A 20,488-nucleotide genomic window follows, 5' to 3' on the forward strand; every position below is an offset into this window, starting at 1 on the left:
AAATACACACCAAAATCAGTTGCAAAAACCGTATATCTAAATGTATTTTTAGGAGCCCTAATCATATCACAAGGATACTACTCAAAAACGGCCATACAACAATTATCTGAGAACTAAAAAATTCAGGCCCCTAAATAATTTTTTAATTTTGCAAAAAAATTCTAAAAATTCAACAAACCTCCTTAAAAGTGCAATTCATCTCCCGGCTTAAAGAAGCCGGAGAATTCTTACACAATAATGTTAAATAGTAGGTTATCTATCAAAATAAGCTATGCGGTTAATTATATTAAGTATATTATAATTAATTATACTTTAATAGGCAGGTTATTGGATTAACGGTGAGTTTTCGAAAAATTAATTCAAGTTTCAACTATACATATGGGTAACTACTTTTCAAAACAAGTTTCAGATGATAAATGGTGATGGTTAATGTAAATTTTATATAATATTATTTTTAAATTAACTAAATGATGATTATTAGAGAATTTACCAAGGATGATTTGTCTGAATTGAGTTCAATTTGGAATGAAATTGTTTAAGAGGGCAATGCATTTCCACAAGAAGAAGCACTGACATTAAAGACAGGTTTGGATTTTTTCAACAGTCAAAGTCATGTTGGAGTTGCATTTGACGGTGAAATTCTTGGACTGTATATTCTCCATCCTAATAACGTGGGAAGATGCAGCCATATTGCCAATGCTAGCTATGCAGTATCCTCAAAAGCCAGAGGAAAACACATTGGTCAAAAACTGGTTTTGGATTCGATTGAAAAAGCAAAAGAACTTGATTTTCTAATTCTTCAGTTCAATGCTGTTGTTTAAGATAATTTGTCTGCAAGACATCTATATGAAAAATTGGGATTCAAACAGCTTGGTGTCATTCCAAAAGGATTCAGATTAGATAATGATGAATTCGTTAATATATGTCCATATTATATTGAATTATAATGTCTTATTTTTTTGAAACAAATTTTTAACAAAAAAGTAGTAGATAATTTATTTACTTTTTAATCATCTTCTGTTCGTATCGTATCAAATAAATTTCACTAAAAGTAGTAGATAATTTGAAGTGTGTTATGCGAACAGTAACATGAAGCTGGTTAAAAAGAACCAGAAGTTGCATAATCCTGATTCGCCATTGCTGATTGGTGATGTTAAAGATGGTGATGTTGTAAGAGAAGTTAATGAACCTAGTTATATTGATGCTCAAACTAGATTAATGTAGTTATTAGGTTCGACCTTGGATATTTTAAACTTCATCTGAAAGCATTTGAAAATCAGTTTTACAGATATTGGGGTATTCTTGCAGTATTATGATAAAAATTTAATCCAAAAATTTAATCGCTGGGAAAGCAAATATAAAATCATATTTAATTTTTTAAAATTAATATGTTGGAGGATTAATAAATATGAATGAAAAGGCTAATGAAAATTCTTGGTTTCCCTTAATAGTTGTGGCTTGTGCTTCATTTATTATAGTGTTGGACTCTTTCTTCATGAATGTTAGCATTTCTCGAATTGTTGTTGATTTGAATGCTGATGTTAGTACTATTCAAATGATTGTGTCGTTTTGTACGCTTATCACTGCTGCGTTGATACTGTTCAGTACCAAACTTCAGGACATAGTTGGTAAAAAGAAACTGTTTGTAATTGGTGCTGCACTTTTTGGTATAGGAATATTTGCTGCAGTATTAAGTTCAAGTGTTACAATGTTTTTTGTCGGATGGGCAGCGATTAAAGGTGTTGCTGCGGCATTAATGCTGCCTGCCATAGTTTCAATAATAAGCGGGATATATTCCGGCAGAAAGCGTACAATTGCTTTGGCAACTCTCGGTGTAATGGCAGGACTTGCAGATATTTTAGCTCCACTCCTTGGTGGGCTTATTACAACTTTTTTCAGCTGGAGATACACTTTTGCATTTGAATTAATATTCATTTTATTTATTTTAGTAATGCAAAATAAAATACCTGATTTTAAACCTACTGAATCTAAAAGCGATCTTGATATTATTGGTGCTATACTTTCCGGTATATGTCTTCTTTTGCTTGTCCTTGGTATTTTGACTCTGACTAAGGATGTTGCTACCAGCATAATTGAGATAATTTTGGGATTGATAGTCTTGGCAATCTTTATATGGTTTGAACTCAAAAGAAAAAGGTCAGGCAAGGTGCCATTGCTTGATGTTGAATTATTTAGAGACAAAAATTTGTGTATAGGTACATCTATTAAGTTATTATATAATATTGTAATATCAGGAACATTTTTTGTAATGGTTCTGTTTTTCCAAACTGTATTGCAGTTAAATCCATTTGATACTGGTTTGGCTTCACTTCCGTTTGTTATGGCTTTGTTTATTTTTTCATTGACCGCTCCAAAACTAATGGGAAAACTGAATCACAAGACACTCATGGCAATAGGATGTATAATATCTATTGTAGGATGTCTGATTTTAAGTTATCAATTTAAATTAAATGTAAACATGCTGGATTTAATTCCAGGACAGTTTTTACTTGGGACAGGTATTGGTTTTATGATGGCTTTAGCAGCGGATGTTGCATTATTCGATGTTCCTGCTGAAGGCCAAAATAATGCATCTGGTATTATTACAACTGGTGAGACATTAGGTTCCTCATTGGGTACAGCAATCATTGGAATAATTCTAATTCTTGGAGTTATGGGCGGTATTAGTACTGCAGTCGATACCTATGCGCCTGATTATTCAGGAGATGAACAATTCCATCAGGAGGTTTATGACTACTTCCAAAAATTAGACACTATAGAGGGACAAGACAGTATTGTTGTAGATACTGCAGATATAATTATTCAGAATGCAATGGCAACCGTAATGTATGCATTAGCCATCGTGTTAGCAACTATGTTAATTATAACGCTCCGGATAAAAAATAAAAATATTAAAAAACAATGAGAGTTCATCTCTCATTTGCCTTTTTTTTTAAATGCTTTGGGTGTTGGCAGAAACTATTGAGTTTTGATTTAATAGTATAGAATAAATTTCACTAAAAGTAGTAGATATTTTTGAAGTGTGTTATACCAACATTAACATGAAGCTGGTCAAAAGGAATCAGAAGTTGCATAATCCAGATTCGCCATTGCTGATTGGTGATGTTAAGGAAAGTGATGTTGTAAAAGAGGTCAATGAACCCAGTTATATTGACACGCAAACTAGATTATTATATTGAATTATAATTTCTTATTTTTTTAGTGTAATAACTGTATTATTTAAACCTAATATTTGGGAGTGATCAATATCTTCCGCAAGTTGATTAAGTAAATCTATGTTTTCTGATTTTAACTCTTCTGGTTGGGTTGGATCAAATTCAATTCCTGTATCTTTAATTGAAATGACAATTGCATCCTCGTTTTCCCTAATAATAACATCAATCCAGTCTAATTTTTCGTTATGCTTGACGATGTAAACTAGTATCTCCTCAATTGCCAGACTGACAAAAACGGAGAATTTTGTATCTAAAAAATATTTACGAACATTTTCTGATAAAGTTACAGCTTCTTTGATAGTTCCTTTGACTGTAAATTCGACCATCTTTTCGTTGGAATTATTTTTTATTATGAAAAATCCTGAATACTCACCATTGGTCTTTTTAGTAACATATCTGGAATATGCAAAAATAAATAGCAAGGTTAACATTTCTGCAACTGCGAATGAAATCCAAATACCATTGATGCCCCATAAATAATTAAATAGATAAGTTAATGCTACAGGAAGAATCAAGCCTTCCAAAAGGGATATGGCATTTGCCAATTTGTCATATTCGACAGATGGTGCATAAAATAGGTACAATAGGTTGATTGAGTATCCTAAATAGCATAATGAAAATATTCTAACTGCATTCATAATAACTGGAATTTGTGAATGGTCATTTACTGAGAATAAAAACAGTATTGCCTGTGGGAAAATGGCAAAAAGCAGTGAAAAGAATATGCCGAATCCTGTGACTATTTTCAATGATTTTCTTGTAACGTAGTCAATTCCATTGAAATCTCCTTCTTTATAGTATACTGATACAATAGGCAAAATTGACTGTGCAGTGCCTAAAATAAAAATAGTCACTAATGATAATGTATTGAAGCACATGTTAAATGCTGCCAAACCCACTTTTCCCAGAATTCCACTCAGCAGCATATTTATGAACAGTAACTTTAACGCTTGATATAATGGAATTGAAGCACTGGAGAATCCTGTTTTAAAAATATCAACAATATATGTCGCCATTTTTGAGGTTTTTATTTTGATAAGTTTCAGTGTTCCTTCTGAATTGAAAAAGTAAGTGGTTATATAAATTGAAGCTACAAAAAATCCGGTTGTAGTTGCCAGTGCAGCTCCTGAAATACCTATATTCAAAAATTTCATGAAAATAACATCGAAAATAACATTAACAACATTCGCCAGTAAAAATGATCTGAACTGTAATTTTATGAAATTGTCTGTTTTAATGAAGTAAGCTAAAACAGTCAAGTAACATAAAAATGGAATACCAATTATAAACAATTGGAAATATTGCATGACAAGAGGTTTTAGATAATCTGAATGGCATAATATTTGCATGTAAAAATCTGGAAATAATAAACCTGTGACTGTTAGAAACAATCCGATTAAAACTATAATAATCAAAGAAGTCGTGAACAGCTCATTTCCCTTTTCATCGTCAAACTCTGCTCTGGCGTGAGTGCATAGGATGCTTCCCCCAAATCCTATTAGCCAGTAGATGACATTTACAATGCATGCAAATGGTTCAATGGATTGTATGACAAATAAATTTAATGGACCCATAAAAAGGCTGATTAAAAATGCATCTGCAAGTATTGCAAAGTTGCCTGCTATTGAAGCCATTAGTGTTGGAAAGAACAGTTCCTTGAATTTGCCGTTCAAAAGATTGTAATTTCTCTCATATGTCATATTGGTTACCATTTGATTATTCATTATTTCAATATTTAAATTCAATAGATAATTTTTTATAATTATAGTAATATATTTTTTCAATATTATTAATTATATGTGATTTTATGTTTGATGTTGATGAAGCAGGAATTTTATTAAAGGATATAGGAAATAACTCTCATGGTAGTTTTTCCATAGATTTGAAGTTGGATATCTCTAAACTTGATGTTGAGGAGGATGTTTTTTTCACAAGTGTTTTTGCATATACATTATCTAGATTCACAGGCAATGAAAAGGTTTTGTTTGCTCTTGCACAAAATGATTCAAGTTCTTTGCCTTTGTTGGTTGACTGTAAAAATTCAGATATTCTTTCCTTTATTGATTCCGTTAGGGAATCTATTGGGTATTGTGAAAAAAATATTGTTGATGCAAATCCGGAGATTATTTTTAATTGCCAACTGGAAGAGATGGATTCATTTGATTTTAATGCCAATATTGCAAAAAAAGATAATTGTAACCATTCTTTAACCATCATCCATTCTCAAAATTATTCTAAAGATACCATAGAACGTTTTGCCAATTCCTTTAAGAGCATTGCCCGTGGCTTTTTCAATGTTAATGAGCTTAAGGATATCATTTACACTTCAAAATCTGATTTGGATATTTTGGACTCTTATAATCAAACTCAACATCAGTCAAAATATGGGGATATTTTGGATGCATTCAATTATCATCTTGCTGAATCTCCGGATAATGTTCTTGTTTCGTATGGTGATGTTTTTTATACTTATTCTCAAGGAGCGTTTCTTGCAGATAAAATTGCTAATAAATTAGCTGAGCTGGGAGTTAAAATACAGGATTGCGTTTCATTTTTAGTTGAATGTTCTGAATTGTATATGCTGTCCGTTTTAGGCATTGTGTCCATGGGAGGTGTTTATGTTCCTTTGGATGAGGCGCATCCCGATGATCGTATACAATTTATGGTAAAGGATACTGAATCTCATGTTGTTATTGTAAGTGATGAGACTTACGAACGTGCAAGGAATCTATTTGCTGATTTGACTCTTTTAAACATTTCCGATATTGTTAAAGAGGAAATTGGAACATTGTCTAGCTTGAATAATACTTGTGGTGAATTGGCATGCATGATGTATACCAGCGGCACCACAGGTCTTCCGAAAGGTGTGAAAATCACTAGAAAATCCATTTTAAACATTTCGCAGTATTATGAAGACACTTATGGAATGTCAAAAGATGATGTTTATGGTTTATATGCTTCCATTGGTTTTGATGTTGCCAGCTTTGGTATTTTTGCGGCCATTTATGTGGGGGCTTGCTTATCTGTCGTTCCAAGTGACATCAGACTAAACATGGTTGAATTGAATAGGTATTATCTCAATCAGAACATTACCCATACTGTAATGACCACTCAGGTGGCTAAGCTTTTCATTCAAAATGTTGATGAGACCTCCTTGAAATACCTGCTTACCGGTGGGGAAAAATTAGGGGATTTCAAATCTCCTGAGGATTTTGTATTGGTTGATGTATACGGACCGACAGAATCATTCATGTTCACAAACAGTGTCATTGTCAAGGACAAGATTGATTTTTCCTCTGTCGGTTTTCTCAACAATAATGTAAAATCGTATATTCTGGATGATGAGGGAAGGCGTGTTCCATTTGGTGCGGTAGGCGAATTATATCTTGCAGGTTATCAAGTAGCAGAGGGATATTTGAATCGTGATGAGGAAAACGCTAAAGCATTTGTAGAAAACCCGTTCGATGATGATGAAAATTATAAAGTGTTATATCGTACAGGTGACATCATGCGCTATCTGCCGGATGGTTCTCTGGGGGTTGTTGGTCGCCGTGATAGTCAAGTTAAAATCAGGGGAAACCGTGTTGAATTGCTTGAAGTTGATGAGGTAATTCGTGAAATAGATTATGTCGAGGATGTAACTGTTCAAACGGTTAAGCATAACACAAACAATGAGCTTGTAGTTTATGTTGTTGTAAATAATGACATGGACGAATTGGAGCTCAATAATGTTGTTTCAAAGTATGTTGGCGAACGTAAGCCTGAATATATGATTCCTTCATTTGTGATAAAGTTGGATGCCATTCCTTTAAATGTTAATGGCAAGGTAGATAAGCGTGCATTGCCTGCTGTTGACCGTGATAAATTCCGTGCAGAGTATGTTGCACCAAGAACTGAAGCTGAAAAAACCGTTGTAGGAATATTTAAAAAGATATTTGACCAGGAAAATGTGGGCATTCACGATGACTTTGTCCGTCTGGGAGGAGATTCATTAACTGCTATCAGATTCTTGTCATACCTTGAAAGCTTTAATTTTTCAGCGGCAAATATTTTAAAATTACGTACTCCCGAAGCCATTGCCAAATTCATTGAAAGAGATGATGAGTTTGATTTGGATGTTTATTCCATAAAAGAGGGATGTCCGTTAAATGAACCTCAATTGAATGTGTACTTGGATGTTATTGCAAATAATAAATTTGATTCTTACCATATTCCATTTAGGAGGAATATTGATAAGGAATTGGATGTCGATAGGATTTGCCAGGCATTAAACACAATGTTGGATGTGCATCCGATTTTAGGCATGTGTATTGATGACAGTAAAGATGTTCCATATTTGGTAAAGGGGTCTAAACCGGAGATTTCCATAGATCATAATGCTGATGATGAGCGCATCGATAATTTCTTCACTAAACCATTTGATTTGTATGATAGTTTATCAAGATTCCTAATTGTTGAAACTGATGATGAATGCCAGTTATTTGGAGTATTCCATCACTTGATATTCGATGCTTTATCCAATGAAGTATTCAAACAGGACTTGGAATCAATCCTTAATGGAGACGGGGTTGATGTTGATGATTCCTTCCTGAAAGTCTCTGCATTCACTCAGCAAATTCAAAATTCACAAGAGTATGAGAGTGCGGGCAAGTTCTATGGTTCCATGTTGGCTGATAGTGATGATGCCGGTGTTCTATTGAAGAGCGTTTCCAGTGATGGTGAGGGAATGATGGAATTTGATTTGGATTTGAATTTAGATTTATTTAAATCATTTTTATCCAAAACAACTGTAAATGAAAGTGTTGTATTTACAGCAGTATTTGCTTACACCTTATCAAGATTCATCGGCGATGATAAAGTTCTGTTTAATATAACTGATAATGGCCGTGATAGATTCAATAATTATGGCGCAATTGGCATGTTTGTAAACACCTTGCCTATTTTAGTTGATTGTAAAAATCACAACATTTCAGATTTCATGAACTATATGTCCGGTTTGATTTATGATGTGATGAGATATGATTATTATCCATTTAGATTATTGGCAAGTGAGTATGATATTGATTCCAGCATAATATTCCAATTCCTGCCGGATTGGGTTTCTGTCGATGAAGACGATGAAAAAATTTATTTTGATGATGAAGACCTTTTACGTGCGGCGGATTCAATCAATGATTTGACTGCAAATGTTGTTCAAAATGGTAATGAGTACAATTTAATTCTTTTGTATTCTGATAAATATTCTGAAGATCTGATGAGAAGATTCGGTGAAGTATATAAATTGATTTTATCACAGTTAATCAATGTTAGCGAGTTATCCGACATTGAATTTATTTCAAAATTTGACATTGAACTTTTAGATTCTATTAATCAGAATTCCCATTACTGGGATTATGACGATATCCTTGATGCTTTTAATGACCATCTAGGTAAAAATCAGGATAATGCTTTGGTATCTTTTAATGATGCATCCTATAGCTATGCTGAAGGTGCCTTCATTGCGGATAAGATAGCTAATCATTTAAGGGATATGGGTGTTGGGCCGCAGGATAATGTTGCTTTTATGGTTGAAAGATCTGAACTGTACATGTTTGTGGTATTGGGCATTCTATCTTCGGGTGCAGCTTTTGTTCCTTTAGATGATGCGCTTCCCGATGAACGTATAGGATTCATATTGAATGACTCTGACGCTAAGGTTGTTCTTGTCAGCGATGAAACTTATGAACGTGCAAGTAAATTAACAGATAATGCATCATTTTTAAATATTTCAGATTTTAAAGAAAATTTGGGCAGATTATCAAGTTTGCCTGTTGTGTATGGGGATACTGCATGTATTTTATACACAAGTGGCACTACAGGTTTTCCTAAAGGAGTAAAAGTTACAAGAAAATCCATTCTTAACGTCGCTGCCGTTTATTCCAGTAAGTTCAACTTTGGCAGTGATGATGTTTACGGCTTGTTTGCCAATATTGGTTTTGATGCAGGTTCATGGGCAATTTGCCAAACATTATATGCAGGAGCCTGTCTGTCAATTGTTCCGGATGAAATTAGGCTCGATGTGTATGAATTAAACAAGTATTTCTTAAATCATGATGTTAACCATTGTATGATGACCACTCAGGTAGGTAAACTGTTCATGGAAAATATTGATGATGCTTCTTTAGATGTTTTAATGGTTGGCGGTGAGAAATTAGGTGATTTTGAAAGCCCTGAAGATTATCTTTTAATTGATGGATTCGGACCAACAGAAACATTCGCATTCATATCATCAATCAACAACTCAGATAAGATCGATTCATCATCCATCGGTCAGATTAACTATAACAGTAAAGTGTATATTTTGGATGATGAATTTAGACGTGTGCCGGTTGGTGCCGTCGGTGAATTGTATATTTCCGGTTATCAGGTTGCTGATGGTTACTTGAACCGTGAAGAGGATAATGTTAAATCATTCATTGATAATCCATTTGATGATGATGAAGATTACGGAACCTTGTACCGTACCGGGGATATGGTTAGATTGTTGCCGGATAAAACTTTAGCTATCCTTAATCGTCGTGACAGTCAAGTTAAAATCAGGGGAAATCGTGTTGAATTGTCTGAAATAGAGATGGTGGTTCGTGAAATTGGCTTTGTTGAAGATGTGACCATTCAAACTATTAGTAATGGTGCTAACAAGGAGCTTGTTGCATATGTGGTTGTGACAAATGAATTGGATGGTAATGATTTGCATGATTTCATTTGTGATTATGTTGGCCAGCAAAAGCCCGAATATATGGTTCCTTCATTTGTAGTTAAATTGGATGAAATTCCTTTAAATGTCAACGGTAAAGTGGATAAAAGAGCACTGCCTGAAGTGAATATGAGTAGTTTACGTGCGGAATATCTTGCACCTAGTACCAAAGATGAGAAATTAATTGTGAATGCCTTCGAGAAGGTATTCGGTCAAAAAAGAATCAGTCTGAATGATGATTTTGTTCGTCTTGGCGGTGATTCACTAACGGCAATCAAATTGGTCTCATATCTTGAGGGATATAATATTTCTGTTGCGGATATTTTAAATTTACGCACTCCATTGGCAATTGCGGGAAGCATTAGGGAATTCAGCTTTGATGTGGATAAATATTCTTTAGAAACAGGCTGTCCTTTAACGGAATCTCAATTGAACATTTATTTGGATATCCTTGCAAATAATAAAACCGATTCATACCTTATTCCACTCAACATTACCATTCCAAGAGAATATGACGTGGAAAGTTTAGTGGACTCAATAGAAAAGATGTTTATTGTTCATCCGATCTTGAACATGAGAATCAGTGAGGAATTTGATTCCCCTTACTTGGTTAAAGGCAATAATCCATCAATCATTGTTAAATCTGAAGTTAGTGATGAATTCGGACGTGAATTTGTCACCAAACCCTTTGATTTAGAAGACAGTTTGTGCAGATTTTTAATTCTTAAAAATGATGAGATGTATAATCTTTTCGCTGTTTTCCACCATTTAATCTTTGATGGATTGTCCTCTTCCGTATTTGAGCATGATTTATTCAATGTTTTAAATCATAAGTTCATAGAATTTGACGATATGTTTTTAAAAGTGCCTGCTTTTAATGAACAGATTTCTGAATTGGAGGAATTTAAACTTGCAGGTTCCTTTTATGAATCCCTATTGGCGGATGCAGAGGACACGGGCATTCTATTGGCCAGCGTCAATCCGGATGGTCCCGGAAGCCATAAGATTGATTTGGATGTGAGCATTGGTGAGTTTTTAGAAGAAAATGATGTCAGCGAAAATGTTTTGTTCACAAGTGTCTTTGCATATACATTATCCCGGTTTGTTGGAAATGATAAGGTGTTCTTTAATATTATTGATAATGGCCGTGACAGATTAAACAATTTCAACTCCATAGGAATGTATGTAAACACTTTGCCGTTGGTAGTTGATTGCAAAAACCGGGACATCAATTCCTTTTTAGAGTATATGTCCGAACTTGTTTACGGCGTGATGGGATATAATTATTATCCGTTCAGGTTAATGGCCAGCAAATACGAAATTAATTCCGATATACTGTTCCAATTCCAGCCTGAATGGTTTGTTAAGGATGATGTGACTTTCAGTGAAAACACATTCGACAGGATAGTTAATGAAAATATCATTGATGAAATGGATGATTTGATATGTGAATTGAGTGTAGAGGTAATTCAAAAGGCCGACAATTATATGTTGAATATTGTATATTCCGATAAATACTCTAAAGACCTGATTACTCGTTTTGCCGATTCATATAAATTGATTTTATCTGATATGGTTAATGTTAACAAATTATCTGAAATTGACTGCACCGCTTCATCTGATATAATGCTCCTGGATGATTGCAACAATACAAATCATCTATTGGCATTTGATGACATTATGGATGCATTCAATGACAATCTTTTCAGATGTCCTGAAAATAAACTAGTGTCCTATAATGAGAAATCATATAGTTATGCTAAAGGAGCTTACATTGCTTATGAAATTGCAAAAAGATTAATGGATTTGGGCGTTAAACCACAGGACAATGTTGCTTTCTTAACCGAACGTAGCGAGCATTACATGTTTAGCGTTTTGGGTATTTTATCTGTTGGTGCAGTTTATGTTCCGTTGGATGACGAGCATCCGGATGACCGTATAAAATTCATACTTGGGGATACCGCCTCCAAGGTCATCATTGCAAGCGATGAAACATATGGTCGTGCTAAAGCGTTATTTTCGGGTGATGTTTTAAACATTTCGGAAATAGTTGAAGGCGATATTGGAAGTTTGGGAAGTTTGCCTGTTGTCAATGGTGATTTGGCTTGCATATTATACACCAGCGGATCAACCGGCATTCCTAAAGGTGTAAAGATTACTCGAAAGTCTGTTTTAAATATTTCCCAGTATTATAAAGATACTTACGGTTTGGACAGTGAGGATGTTTTCGGTTTATATTCATCTATTGGATTTGATGCATCTAGCTTTGCTATTTTTGCCACAGTTTATGCTGGTGCTTGTTTATCTGTTGTTCCAGCTTCAATTAGATTGAACATGTCTGAATTAAATAGTTATTATATTGAGCAAGGAATCAAGCATACGTTCATGACTACTCAAGTGGCAAAGCTCTTCATTAACCACATTGATGAAACTTCCCTGGAGATATTGCTCACGGGTGGTGAAAAACTGGGTGAATTTGCAGGTCCTGATGAATTCACGTTAATTGATGTCTATGGTCCTACAGAATCATACACGTTCACAAATACTGTTGTTGTCAATGAAAAAATAGATTATTCCTCAGTCGGTTTCCTGTCATATAATGTTAAAGCATATATCTTGGATGCTGAAGGCAGGCGCGTTCCATTTGGTGCAGTCGGCGAATTGTACATTTCAGGTTATCAGGTTGCTGAAGGATACTTGAACCGTGACGAGGAAAACGCCAATGCATTCATTGAAAATCCTTTCGATGATAATGATGATTTCCATTTATTGTATCGTACAGGAGACATTGTAAGGTTCTTGCCAGATAACTCTTTGGGTATCGTCGGTCGTCAGGATAGTCAGGTCAAAATCAGAGGAAACCGTGTCGAATTGCCGGAAATTGAGGAGGTAATTCGTGAAATTGATTATGTGAATGACGTGACCGTTCAAACTGTTAAACATGGGGAAAATAATGAAGTTGTAGCATATGTTGTGGTAAATGAAGAGTTTGATGATGATGAACTTAAGGATGCGGTTTGTGATTATGTGGCCGAACGCAAGCCTGAATATATGATTCCATCATTTGTAATGAAATTGGATTGCATTCCTTTGAACATTAACAGTAAAGTTGACAGACGTGCATTGCCTGAAGTTGATGTGGGCAATTTGCGTGTTGAGTATGTCGCACCAACAACACAAACAGAAAAGATAATTGTCGAGGCATTTGAAGAATTGTTTAACTTTGAAAAAATAGGAATACATGATGATTTTGTTAATTTGGGCGGGGATTCATTAAAGGCAATTAGGCTCATGTCAATATTAACTAAAAAATCGGTCAATATTGATGTAAGCAGTATTTTGACTGTTCGAACACCATACAATATTGCGCAACATGTTGATAATGAACCTGAAGGATATGGATTTGTTTTATCTAAAAGGGGCAATGCTGATAAGAACATGTTTTTATTGCCTCCAATAGGAGGATTATCTTTAATATTTTCTAAATTAATCGATAATATTGATTTTGAAGGTAATATTTATACAATTGACGATATTAAGTATTCATTACATTTGGATCAGTTGAATGACATGGATAACGGCAATTGTACTTTGGATGCATATTACAATGCCATTAAAGATATTTTCAATGATGGCGACATTATTGTAGGATATTCCTTAGGTTGCATATTTGCTTCCCTGCTGGCTGAAAAATTGGAAAATGATAATAAAACTGTTGAAAAATGTATTTTTATTGATAGTGATTTGTTATTTGATAGAAATCAAGAAATATCTCCAGATGATGTCTTTAATGAATTTGTAAGTGATGGTGATAAGCATTCCGATGATTTTGTTGATAAATTTGAGGAGGTAGTGAGAATTAACTCTAAATTGAATTTTGAATCTCCTGAAGTCAAAACAAAGATAATCTTTTTATCAACCTCAGATTTATTCGAAAAAAGATTGGCTGATATTTCATCAGATTATGAATATGTTGTCATTGATTCAACTCATCAAAGAATTATTGGCGAGGATATTGATAAAATAATTAAGTATTTTAATTCATAATGAGCCTGTCATGTGGGTTCGTATGAAATCTATTTAACAATTTTATTTGTTAAGTTAAAACTTCAATTATTTTATTCCTTCTGTTTGTTTTGCTGTTGGTGCTTGCTTAAAATAAATAGTTTTTTTTTTTGGGTTTAGGAATCCCCGCCGTTTAATAACGGCGGAGGTTCAACTAATCGAGGCTGACATATGTATATGTTTAATATGATTATATTCCAGAGCTTCCCTCTTGAATATTGTCCTTTTCAATCTTTTCATTCACTAATAATTTATTAATCCAACCGGATGCCCAGTCAGACAAGTCATCATTATCGAAAGGAGTTGGTAAAAACTTGTTTTTATTATCAATCACCTTTCTAGCAAGATTTCGGTAAACTTCTGCCTGTTCGGAATCAGGTGCTCCTTCAATAGTTGTCACACCATCCAATTCACAGCGTGTTACTGTAGGTGATCTTGGAACAAACTGAATTACATCACTATCAGTTTTGTCTGTAAAATCTTTGATCATATCTTCTTGGAGGGATGATTTAATGGAATTTCCAATAACACCACCCAATAATGCACCACCGTTGTTTGAATATTTTAATATTCCTTTGAATAAATTATTGACAGCATAAATGGCCATGTAATCAGATGAAGTTACAGTATATACCTGATCAGCAATTCCTTTACGAATAGGCATTGCAAATCCACCGCACACAACATCTCCCAAAACATCATAAATAATAATATCCGGGTCATATTCGTCAATGACGCCGTTCGTATTTAATAGTTCAATTGCTGCAATAATTCCTCTTCCTGCACATCCCACACCAGGTTCCGGACCTCCCGCTTCAATACAATATATTCCGTTATATCCCTCATGAACAAGTTCGTCCAAATCGCTTGATCTTTTTCTTACGGTGTCCAGGACTGTTGGGATTGATTTACCTTTTCTTAATGTTGTTGTTGAGTCGTTTTTAGGGTCACAACCTATTTGCATTACACTATATCCCAAATCTGACAATGCTGCAGATAAATTTGAAGTTGTTGTTGACTTTCCTATTCCTCCTTTTCCATAAATTGCTATTTGTTTTGGCATAATTTATCACCTCTTTTTTTATAACGGTCCTACAAATGAACTTACAATGTCTTCAACCAGTGTCAATCCTCCGTCATATCCTGCATAATGCTTTACAAGAACAGACTTGTTATATATCGGATATGAAATAGGGATATGTAATGCATTATAATCCTCTATTGATGTTGGGGATTCGATTGAACTGGAAAATAGGAATAAAAATGGCCTATCTTCTAGGTTTTTCCTAATCTTATAGGTATCAGCTTCAAATACCACATCCGGTTCAACCACTGTGTCTAGATTATTTTTAATTTCATCCAATATTTCATTTCTAACTTCAACTGGAGGATTGTCGGTAATTTGAATGATGTCCGGCAAGTATCCTAATTCATTTGCCAAAAATTTAGTAAATCCAATGGCGTAACTGCTTTCGGCGGCAACTGCATAGAATGAATTCGGACGCACCAATATGATCGCATCACCGGGATATTCCATCAGCCTGTAGTTCCAGTCTTCTTTCTGATTGATAAACTCTTCAACTGTTTGAGATGGAACGGATAATTTTTCACCGACTTTTCTTAGGAATTCAGCGGTTTGCTTTGCTCCAATTGGAACATTCGGAAACTTGATGAATGGTGTCCCATATTTTTCTTTTAGTTTTTCAACGGCCCTAACGCCTAACCATGGATTTACAACAATATTGTACTCTGCTGAAGGAATCCTGTTAATATGATCTAAACCATTTTTTTGAGTGAATATTATGTTAGCTTTGATACCTATTGATTCTAAAAGGGTTTTTATTGTTAATAAATCGCCTTTCCAGTAAACATGGTTATATGGAACAATTCCGAAAATATTAACGGTTTTTTCCTCAATGTCTCCAGCGTCATCAGGCAGCAGCTGGTCAATTATCGCATCCCAGAATAAATTATATCCTTCTAATGAATTTGCTTTAAATCCTGGTGCATTGACGTGAATTACGGCCGCTTTGTCTCTGAATTCATCAACTACCTGGTCAACATCATCACCAATTAATGACGGAACACAACCTGAGGTTACGACAAACAAGTCATCATTTGCTATTTCAATTGTGGATTCTATTAAATTTCTGAGTTTTTCTTCACCACCTAAAATCACATGCTCTTCAACCAGACAGGAACAAGGGGTACTTGTTCCCCCTTCATTTCCTCCTGCTGATTCTCCTCCGGCGTATAATGTTCCGAATAACTGTCCGACACCACATCCGGCACCGGAGTGTAATATTGGAATTCCTCCTCTAATTCCTAATGTGGTTCCATAAACTCCCGCTAAAGCACAACTGTATCTTGGGGCTTCAACTGAGTCTCTTTCAAAATTCTCAACATTAGTTAATATTCCTGACTTATTCTCTAATGCTTTTTTGCAAGTCAATATAATTCCTCCTAGATTATTTTCCTTCATTTAGGTAGTATAATGGATTGTCCTGTTCATACCACCAATCTTTATAACTTTTTTCTGTTTTTTCCGCTAAGGTCTTATGATAAGATTTGTTTTTAAATGCATGCAACAGGAAGTTACCGAATGCTATTGCACCAGCATAACCTGATTGGGCACTGGTCGGTTCGGGATCTCCTCTTAAAGAGTGAATTCTTGTTACATTATTGTCTCTTTCCCAGGTACCTCCTTGGAATGGGCAGGTTAATGTCAAATCTGGATCTAAATTAGTGGTTACGTTAGCCTGTTCGGCAGCTTGGAACGTATTGACCATTATTTGGAAATCTCCATTATTTTCAATAATTTCTTCTAATTCGTCTATCAGCAAGTCATCAAAATCTTGAGCCATTGCAGCAGGTGTCGCCAAACCTAATTCGTCAAAGTAAGGCATTTGAGAAACCAATCTTCCCTGACCAAGTGATCCTAAAACAGTTGGTTTTTTACCGTTTTTTCTTAATTTAACAAATTCGTCTTTAATTGCATTCATTTTAGGAACCCAAATTTTGTGTTCCTCTTCAATGAGTTTTTCAACTTCATCCTCTTTTCCGGTATATTTGGCTATATTTCTTAACCATTCATCAGTATTGGAAATACCTGTTGGGGAAGGATATAGGAAATATGGCACTCCATACTTTTGCTCTAATCCTCTAGATAAGTAATCAGTATATGTTGGGCATATTGGAGCTGTTACTGCTGCTTCAGACAGCTGTTCAAAGTCGGAAACTGTCGCAAATTCTGGAATGAAGTTAACTCTAAGTCCTAGTTTTCCGAGCAATCTTTTTATTTCAAGTCTGTCTTGCCAGGTGTAGGATAGCATACTTGCAACGTTAACAAGGTCCTCTTGCTTTTTCTCAGGTTCCTTAACAAGATATTTTAGGATTGCATGCCAAAATGCATCGTAACCGGTTTGCACCAATCTGCTTCTAATACCTTCACAATGGATAGGCACAATTTTAGCGTTTACTTCATCTTGAACCTCATCAACTGTTCCTTCAATGTCTTCACCGATAATTCCGGTGGTACATGAGGTTAATATGAATATTGCCTGAGGGTTGTATCTTTCTTCTGCTTTTAAAATTGCATCTCTGAGTTTTTCAGAAGCTCCATATACAACGTCATCCTGTTGTAAATTGGTTGTTAGCCATGCGGAATTATATTCATTTGTTCTGCCCAATGACTCAGGAACTCCACGATATAACTCTCTGTAACCTAGAGAACCTGCAGAGCATCCAACAGGAGCGTTGAATATTGTCACTGCATCACGAATTGTGGTTACTCTATTTGAAAGATAGAAATTTAACACACAACCTCCTGATTGTTGGAATTTTCTGTCTGGAATTCTTATGTTTCTTTGTTTTGCATCATTTAGCAATTCAGATGCTTTACCGTAATATACGTTGGTACCGTTAGCCCTTTGTTCTCTGTTAGGGCAGGTATCTTTGTCTAAATCAAGTATTTTTTTAATTTTATTTCTTTTACATGATCCCTTTCTATGATGTTTGTCATGTTTATTAGCCATATTTCTCACCATCCGTATTGTATATAACAATTGTTATATTATATATTGGAAGTCAATATCTCTCATTCAATTGTTAAAAATTAATTAAACTTCTCATAACAGCTTAATTGAAAATTTCCCATAATATAATTTAAAAATAAAGGTCTGGCATTTAAAAAACATTATTATTAATTAAAAGGAAAAAAATAAATCTTTATTTAAAGATTAAAATTAACAATAGCATTTACTTACAAAAAATATTACATACACATGTATAAAGGCATGCACATGTGACAACATTTTTGGTTCATTATTTTACTTCTACACATATTTTTTCACCTTTATCTCGTATTTGTTTAATTTTTTATAACTATTGTTATAAAAGTAGTCTGGTAATAATAGGATAGGTTTTTATAGTATTTAAATATTTATACATTTTGTATACATTTTATTGTCATTGATGGCAATCATATAGATTTTTGCACTAAATATGCATTTTTCTATTATTTTGTATAATAATCTTTAATTTGACAATATCAGTTTGAAAATCGCTTAAAATATAGATTACTCAAGAAAATCGTAGGTTGAATTCTACAAAAAGTAATTACTGCATCCTAGTGGGGTTGTAAACTAATTGCAATGTAAGGAATATAATATTCCTTTTTGCAATGTTTAGTTTCAATTATCTTTTTGATGCAATAACTGCATTTTTAATTCCAAATGGTGGAGCCTCTATGTTGAAATTTGAATTTTTCACCATGGCTTCCACTCCTTTTCTTCCGCCTGGAAGGTAATCGTAGGTGTTTTTTGGAATAAATACTAATCCACCGACCTTAATGTAAGAGCATATTTTAAAAATTAACTTGATTGATTCCTCGTCATTCAGGGCCATAATGCTTTTATTTAAATTGATAAGGATATAATCGAAATGACCATGCAGCCTGCGGATATTTTCCGGTTTGAGTTGCAGGATATTTGTGTCTGGAATATCCTGGTCGGTTATCAATAAGCCATGCCCGTATTTTTCTGTGGATTTGATGAGATTTTGAAGCCTGCTGATTATCTCTTTCTTATTTATCTTTTTGTCTTCGTCAGATTCTTCGCTTAAAATCAATTGAAATGCATTTTTCTCAACGCTTCTTAAGAATTCAACGTCTTCATCAACTGCATTTCGGTTGGTGTTGGCCAAAAATATAATGCCACAGGTTGTGTTCAGGTCTTCAGTTTTGACAAACAGCTCTGTTTCATTAATTTTATGTAGTGTGCTGTCAAAATAGCTTTTTAATTTTGGAGCGATGTTCATCATAGGAACGGACTTTGCAAGAATGTCTTCTGGAGCAATGAACAGTTTCACGGTTCCGTTTCCAGGAGGTCTGTAAATCTGTTTTCTTTGTTCATTAAATCGTTCAGGATTCAGATATGAATCTAAAATTGAATCTGTGTCGTGTTGGCCAAAAATCATGTCAAGATATTCGGATTTCATGCTCAAACCCGCTGGGCGGCAGTTCACTTCAATGAGCACTGGTCCCTTATCATCTATCATGTATTCTCCATGAACAGGACCATACTCTATTCCGATTGCACGAACTACATCATATGCGTATTCCACCATTTCAGCTTCGCCCAAATTTAAGCTGTTCACTGAATTGATGGTGTCATAAACTATGGCTCCTTCAGAAGTCTTGATCTTTTCATATTTCCACATTGAAATTAGGCGAGGGATTCCTTCACATGAGGTAGTATTTACTATATATTCCTCTCCGTTGATGCGTTCTTGAACCAGAAGTTCAGTATTTTCATCACCATATGCATTGTTTTTGTTAAATATCTCTTTTAGGGAATCAATCATTTCCTGTTTGTTTAAGCAAATACGCACTCCAACAGAACAAAAACTATAAATAGGCTTTATAACTACCTCCTTTAGGGATTGAGAATCATAAAACTCGATTGCTTCTTCAATTGAAGTGACAACCTTTCCCCTGATGTGCCTGAGCCCTGCTTCAGCAAGTCTTTCATGCATCTTATCTTTTAGGGTCATGGAGTCCAAATGTTTTATTGGGGTTCCCAAAAGGCCCAAATCGTTTGATAATCTTGATGTTAGGATAACTCCACGTTCGCTGCCTGCAACTATGAGCAAAGGATCTAGTTTGCGAACTGTTTCAAGAGTTTTTTCATAAGTGTCCTGTTCATAGATAATATCATATTCATATTCAATTCTACTGTAATTGCTTTGCATTTTTTGTTTATATTCTTCAGGATTCGCTTCACCAGGCAACAATTCCAGTATGACGGGCTTATATCCTCTATTTACAATATCTTCAATGTAATTTGTTCCTGATGAAATGCAATCCACTACTATGATATGTTTCATAATCTCCCTCTTATGCTATAATGGATTATTTATTTTACTTTGTTTATAAATGTGTAGATAAATGGTGAAA

At 34.5% G+C, this 20,488-nt stretch carries 10 protein-coding genes and 1 pseudogene; 6 read left to right on the plus strand and 5 right to left on the minus strand.

The window, feature by feature from the left end; all coding sequences use genetic code 11:
* The 5 genes and pseudogenes from ILA26_RS10175 to ILA26_RS10195 form a co-directional block, all read left to right on the plus strand.
* Positions 1-117 (plus strand): annotated as a pseudogene (locus ILA26_RS10175) (IS5/IS1182 family transposase); the annotation flags it as partial.
* 470 nt (positions 118-587) lie between these two features.
* The gene (locus ILA26_RS10180) at positions 588-821 is read left to right on the plus strand and encodes a GNAT family N-acetyltransferase (RefSeq protein WP_292896933.1); all 234 of its coding nucleotides are present in this window, start codon (positions 588-590) and stop codon (positions 819-821) included.
* Positions 822-1,089: 268 nt separating this feature from the next.
* Positions 1,090-1,224 (plus strand): hypothetical protein, encoded by a 135-nt coding sequence (locus ILA26_RS10185; protein ID WP_292896935.1) that lies wholly within the window; start codon positions 1,090-1,092, stop codon positions 1,222-1,224.
* 184 nt (positions 1,225-1,408) lie between these two features.
* Complete coding sequence (locus ILA26_RS10190; RefSeq protein ID WP_292896937.1) at positions 1,409-2,926, plus strand: MFS transporter; 1,518 nt, start codon at positions 1,409-1,411, stop codon at positions 2,924-2,926.
* 136 nt (positions 2,927-3,062) lie between these two features.
* A complete protein-coding gene (locus ILA26_RS10195) occupies positions 3,063-3,200 on the plus strand; it encodes a hypothetical protein (protein WP_292896939.1) in 138 nt (45 codons plus the stop codon).
* A gap of 11 nt (positions 3,201-3,211) precedes the next feature.
* Here ILA26_RS10195 and ILA26_RS10200 read toward each other — a convergent pair whose 3' ends face one another.
* Complete coding sequence (locus ILA26_RS10200) at positions 3,212-4,936, minus strand: MATE family efflux transporter (RefSeq protein WP_292896941.1); 1,725 nt, start codon at positions 4,934-4,936, stop codon at positions 3,212-3,214.
* A 107-nt stretch (positions 4,937-5,043) separates the two neighbouring features.
* Here ILA26_RS10200 and dltA point away from each other — a divergent pair, with 107 nt between their 5' ends.
* Positions 5,044-14,016 carry a non-ribosomal peptide synthetase gene (dltA, locus tag ILA26_RS10205; RefSeq protein WP_292896943.1) on the plus strand — a complete coding sequence of 2,991 codons (8,973 nt, stop codon included), beginning with the start codon at positions 5,044-5,046 and terminating at the stop codon, positions 14,014-14,016.
* 208 nt (positions 14,017-14,224) lie between these two features.
* On the opposite strand, the gene ILA26_RS10210 is transcribed toward dltA, so the two are convergent.
* From ILA26_RS10210 to ILA26_RS10225, 4 genes are all read right to left on the minus strand, one after another.
* Positions 14,225-15,097, minus strand: a complete 873-nt coding sequence (locus ILA26_RS10210; RefSeq protein WP_292896945.1) for a nitrogenase iron protein NifH — start codon at positions 15,095-15,097, stop codon at positions 14,225-14,227.
* A gap of 18 nt (positions 15,098-15,115) precedes the next feature.
* The gene (locus tag ILA26_RS10215) at positions 15,116-16,486 is read right to left on the minus strand and encodes a nitrogenase component 1 (protein WP_292896947.1); all 1,371 of its coding nucleotides are present in this window, start codon (positions 16,484-16,486) and stop codon (positions 15,116-15,118) included.
* Positions 16,487-16,502: 16 nt separating this feature from the next.
* On the minus strand, positions 16,503-18,068 hold the full coding sequence (locus ILA26_RS10220) for a nitrogenase component 1 (protein ID WP_292896949.1): 1,566 nt from the start codon (positions 18,066-18,068) through the stop codon (positions 16,503-16,505).
* Between the two features lie 661 nt (positions 18,069-18,729).
* Positions 18,730-20,418: an ATP-grasp domain-containing protein gene (locus tag ILA26_RS10225; RefSeq protein WP_292896951.1), complete on the minus strand. Its 1,689-nt coding sequence runs from the start codon at positions 20,416-20,418 to the stop codon at positions 18,730-18,732.
* Positions 20,419-20,488: the final 70 nt, after the last annotated feature.

The sequence above is a fragment of the Methanobrevibacter sp. genome (genome assembly GCF_017940815.1).
Lineage (GTDB): Archaea > Methanobacteriota > Methanobacteria > Methanobacteriales > Methanobacteriaceae > Methanocatella.

Bases quoted from the DNA above. Each gene is read 5' to 3' on its own strand.
- ILA26_RS10185 (WP_292896935.1), top strand. From the start codon at position 1,090: ATGAAGCTGGTTAAAAAGAACCAGAAGTTGCATAATCCTGATTCGCCA.
- ILA26_RS10190 (WP_292896937.1), top strand. From the start codon at position 1,409: ATGAATGAAAAGGCTAATGAAAATTCTTGGTTTCCCTTAATAGTTGTG.
- ILA26_RS10195 (WP_292896939.1), top strand. From the start codon at position 3,063: ATGAAGCTGGTCAAAAGGAATCAGAAGTTGCATAATCCAGATTCGCCA.
- ILA26_RS10200 (WP_292896941.1), bottom strand. From the start codon at position 4,936: ATGACATATGAGAGAAATTACAATCTTTTGAACGGCAAATTCAAGGAA.
- dltA (WP_292896943.1), top strand. From the start codon at position 5,044: ATGTTTGATGTTGATGAAGCAGGAATTTTATTAAAGGATATAGGAAAT.
- ILA26_RS10210 (WP_292896945.1), bottom strand. From the start codon at position 15,097: ATGCCAAAACAAATAGCAATTTATGGAAAAGGAGGAATAGGAAAGTCA.
- ILA26_RS10220 (WP_292896949.1), bottom strand. From the start codon at position 18,068: ATGGCTAATAAACATGACAAACATCATAGAAAGGGATCATGTAAAAGA.
- ILA26_RS10225 (WP_292896951.1), bottom strand. From the start codon at position 20,418: ATGAAACATATCATAGTAGTGGATTGCATTTCATCAGGAACAAATTAC.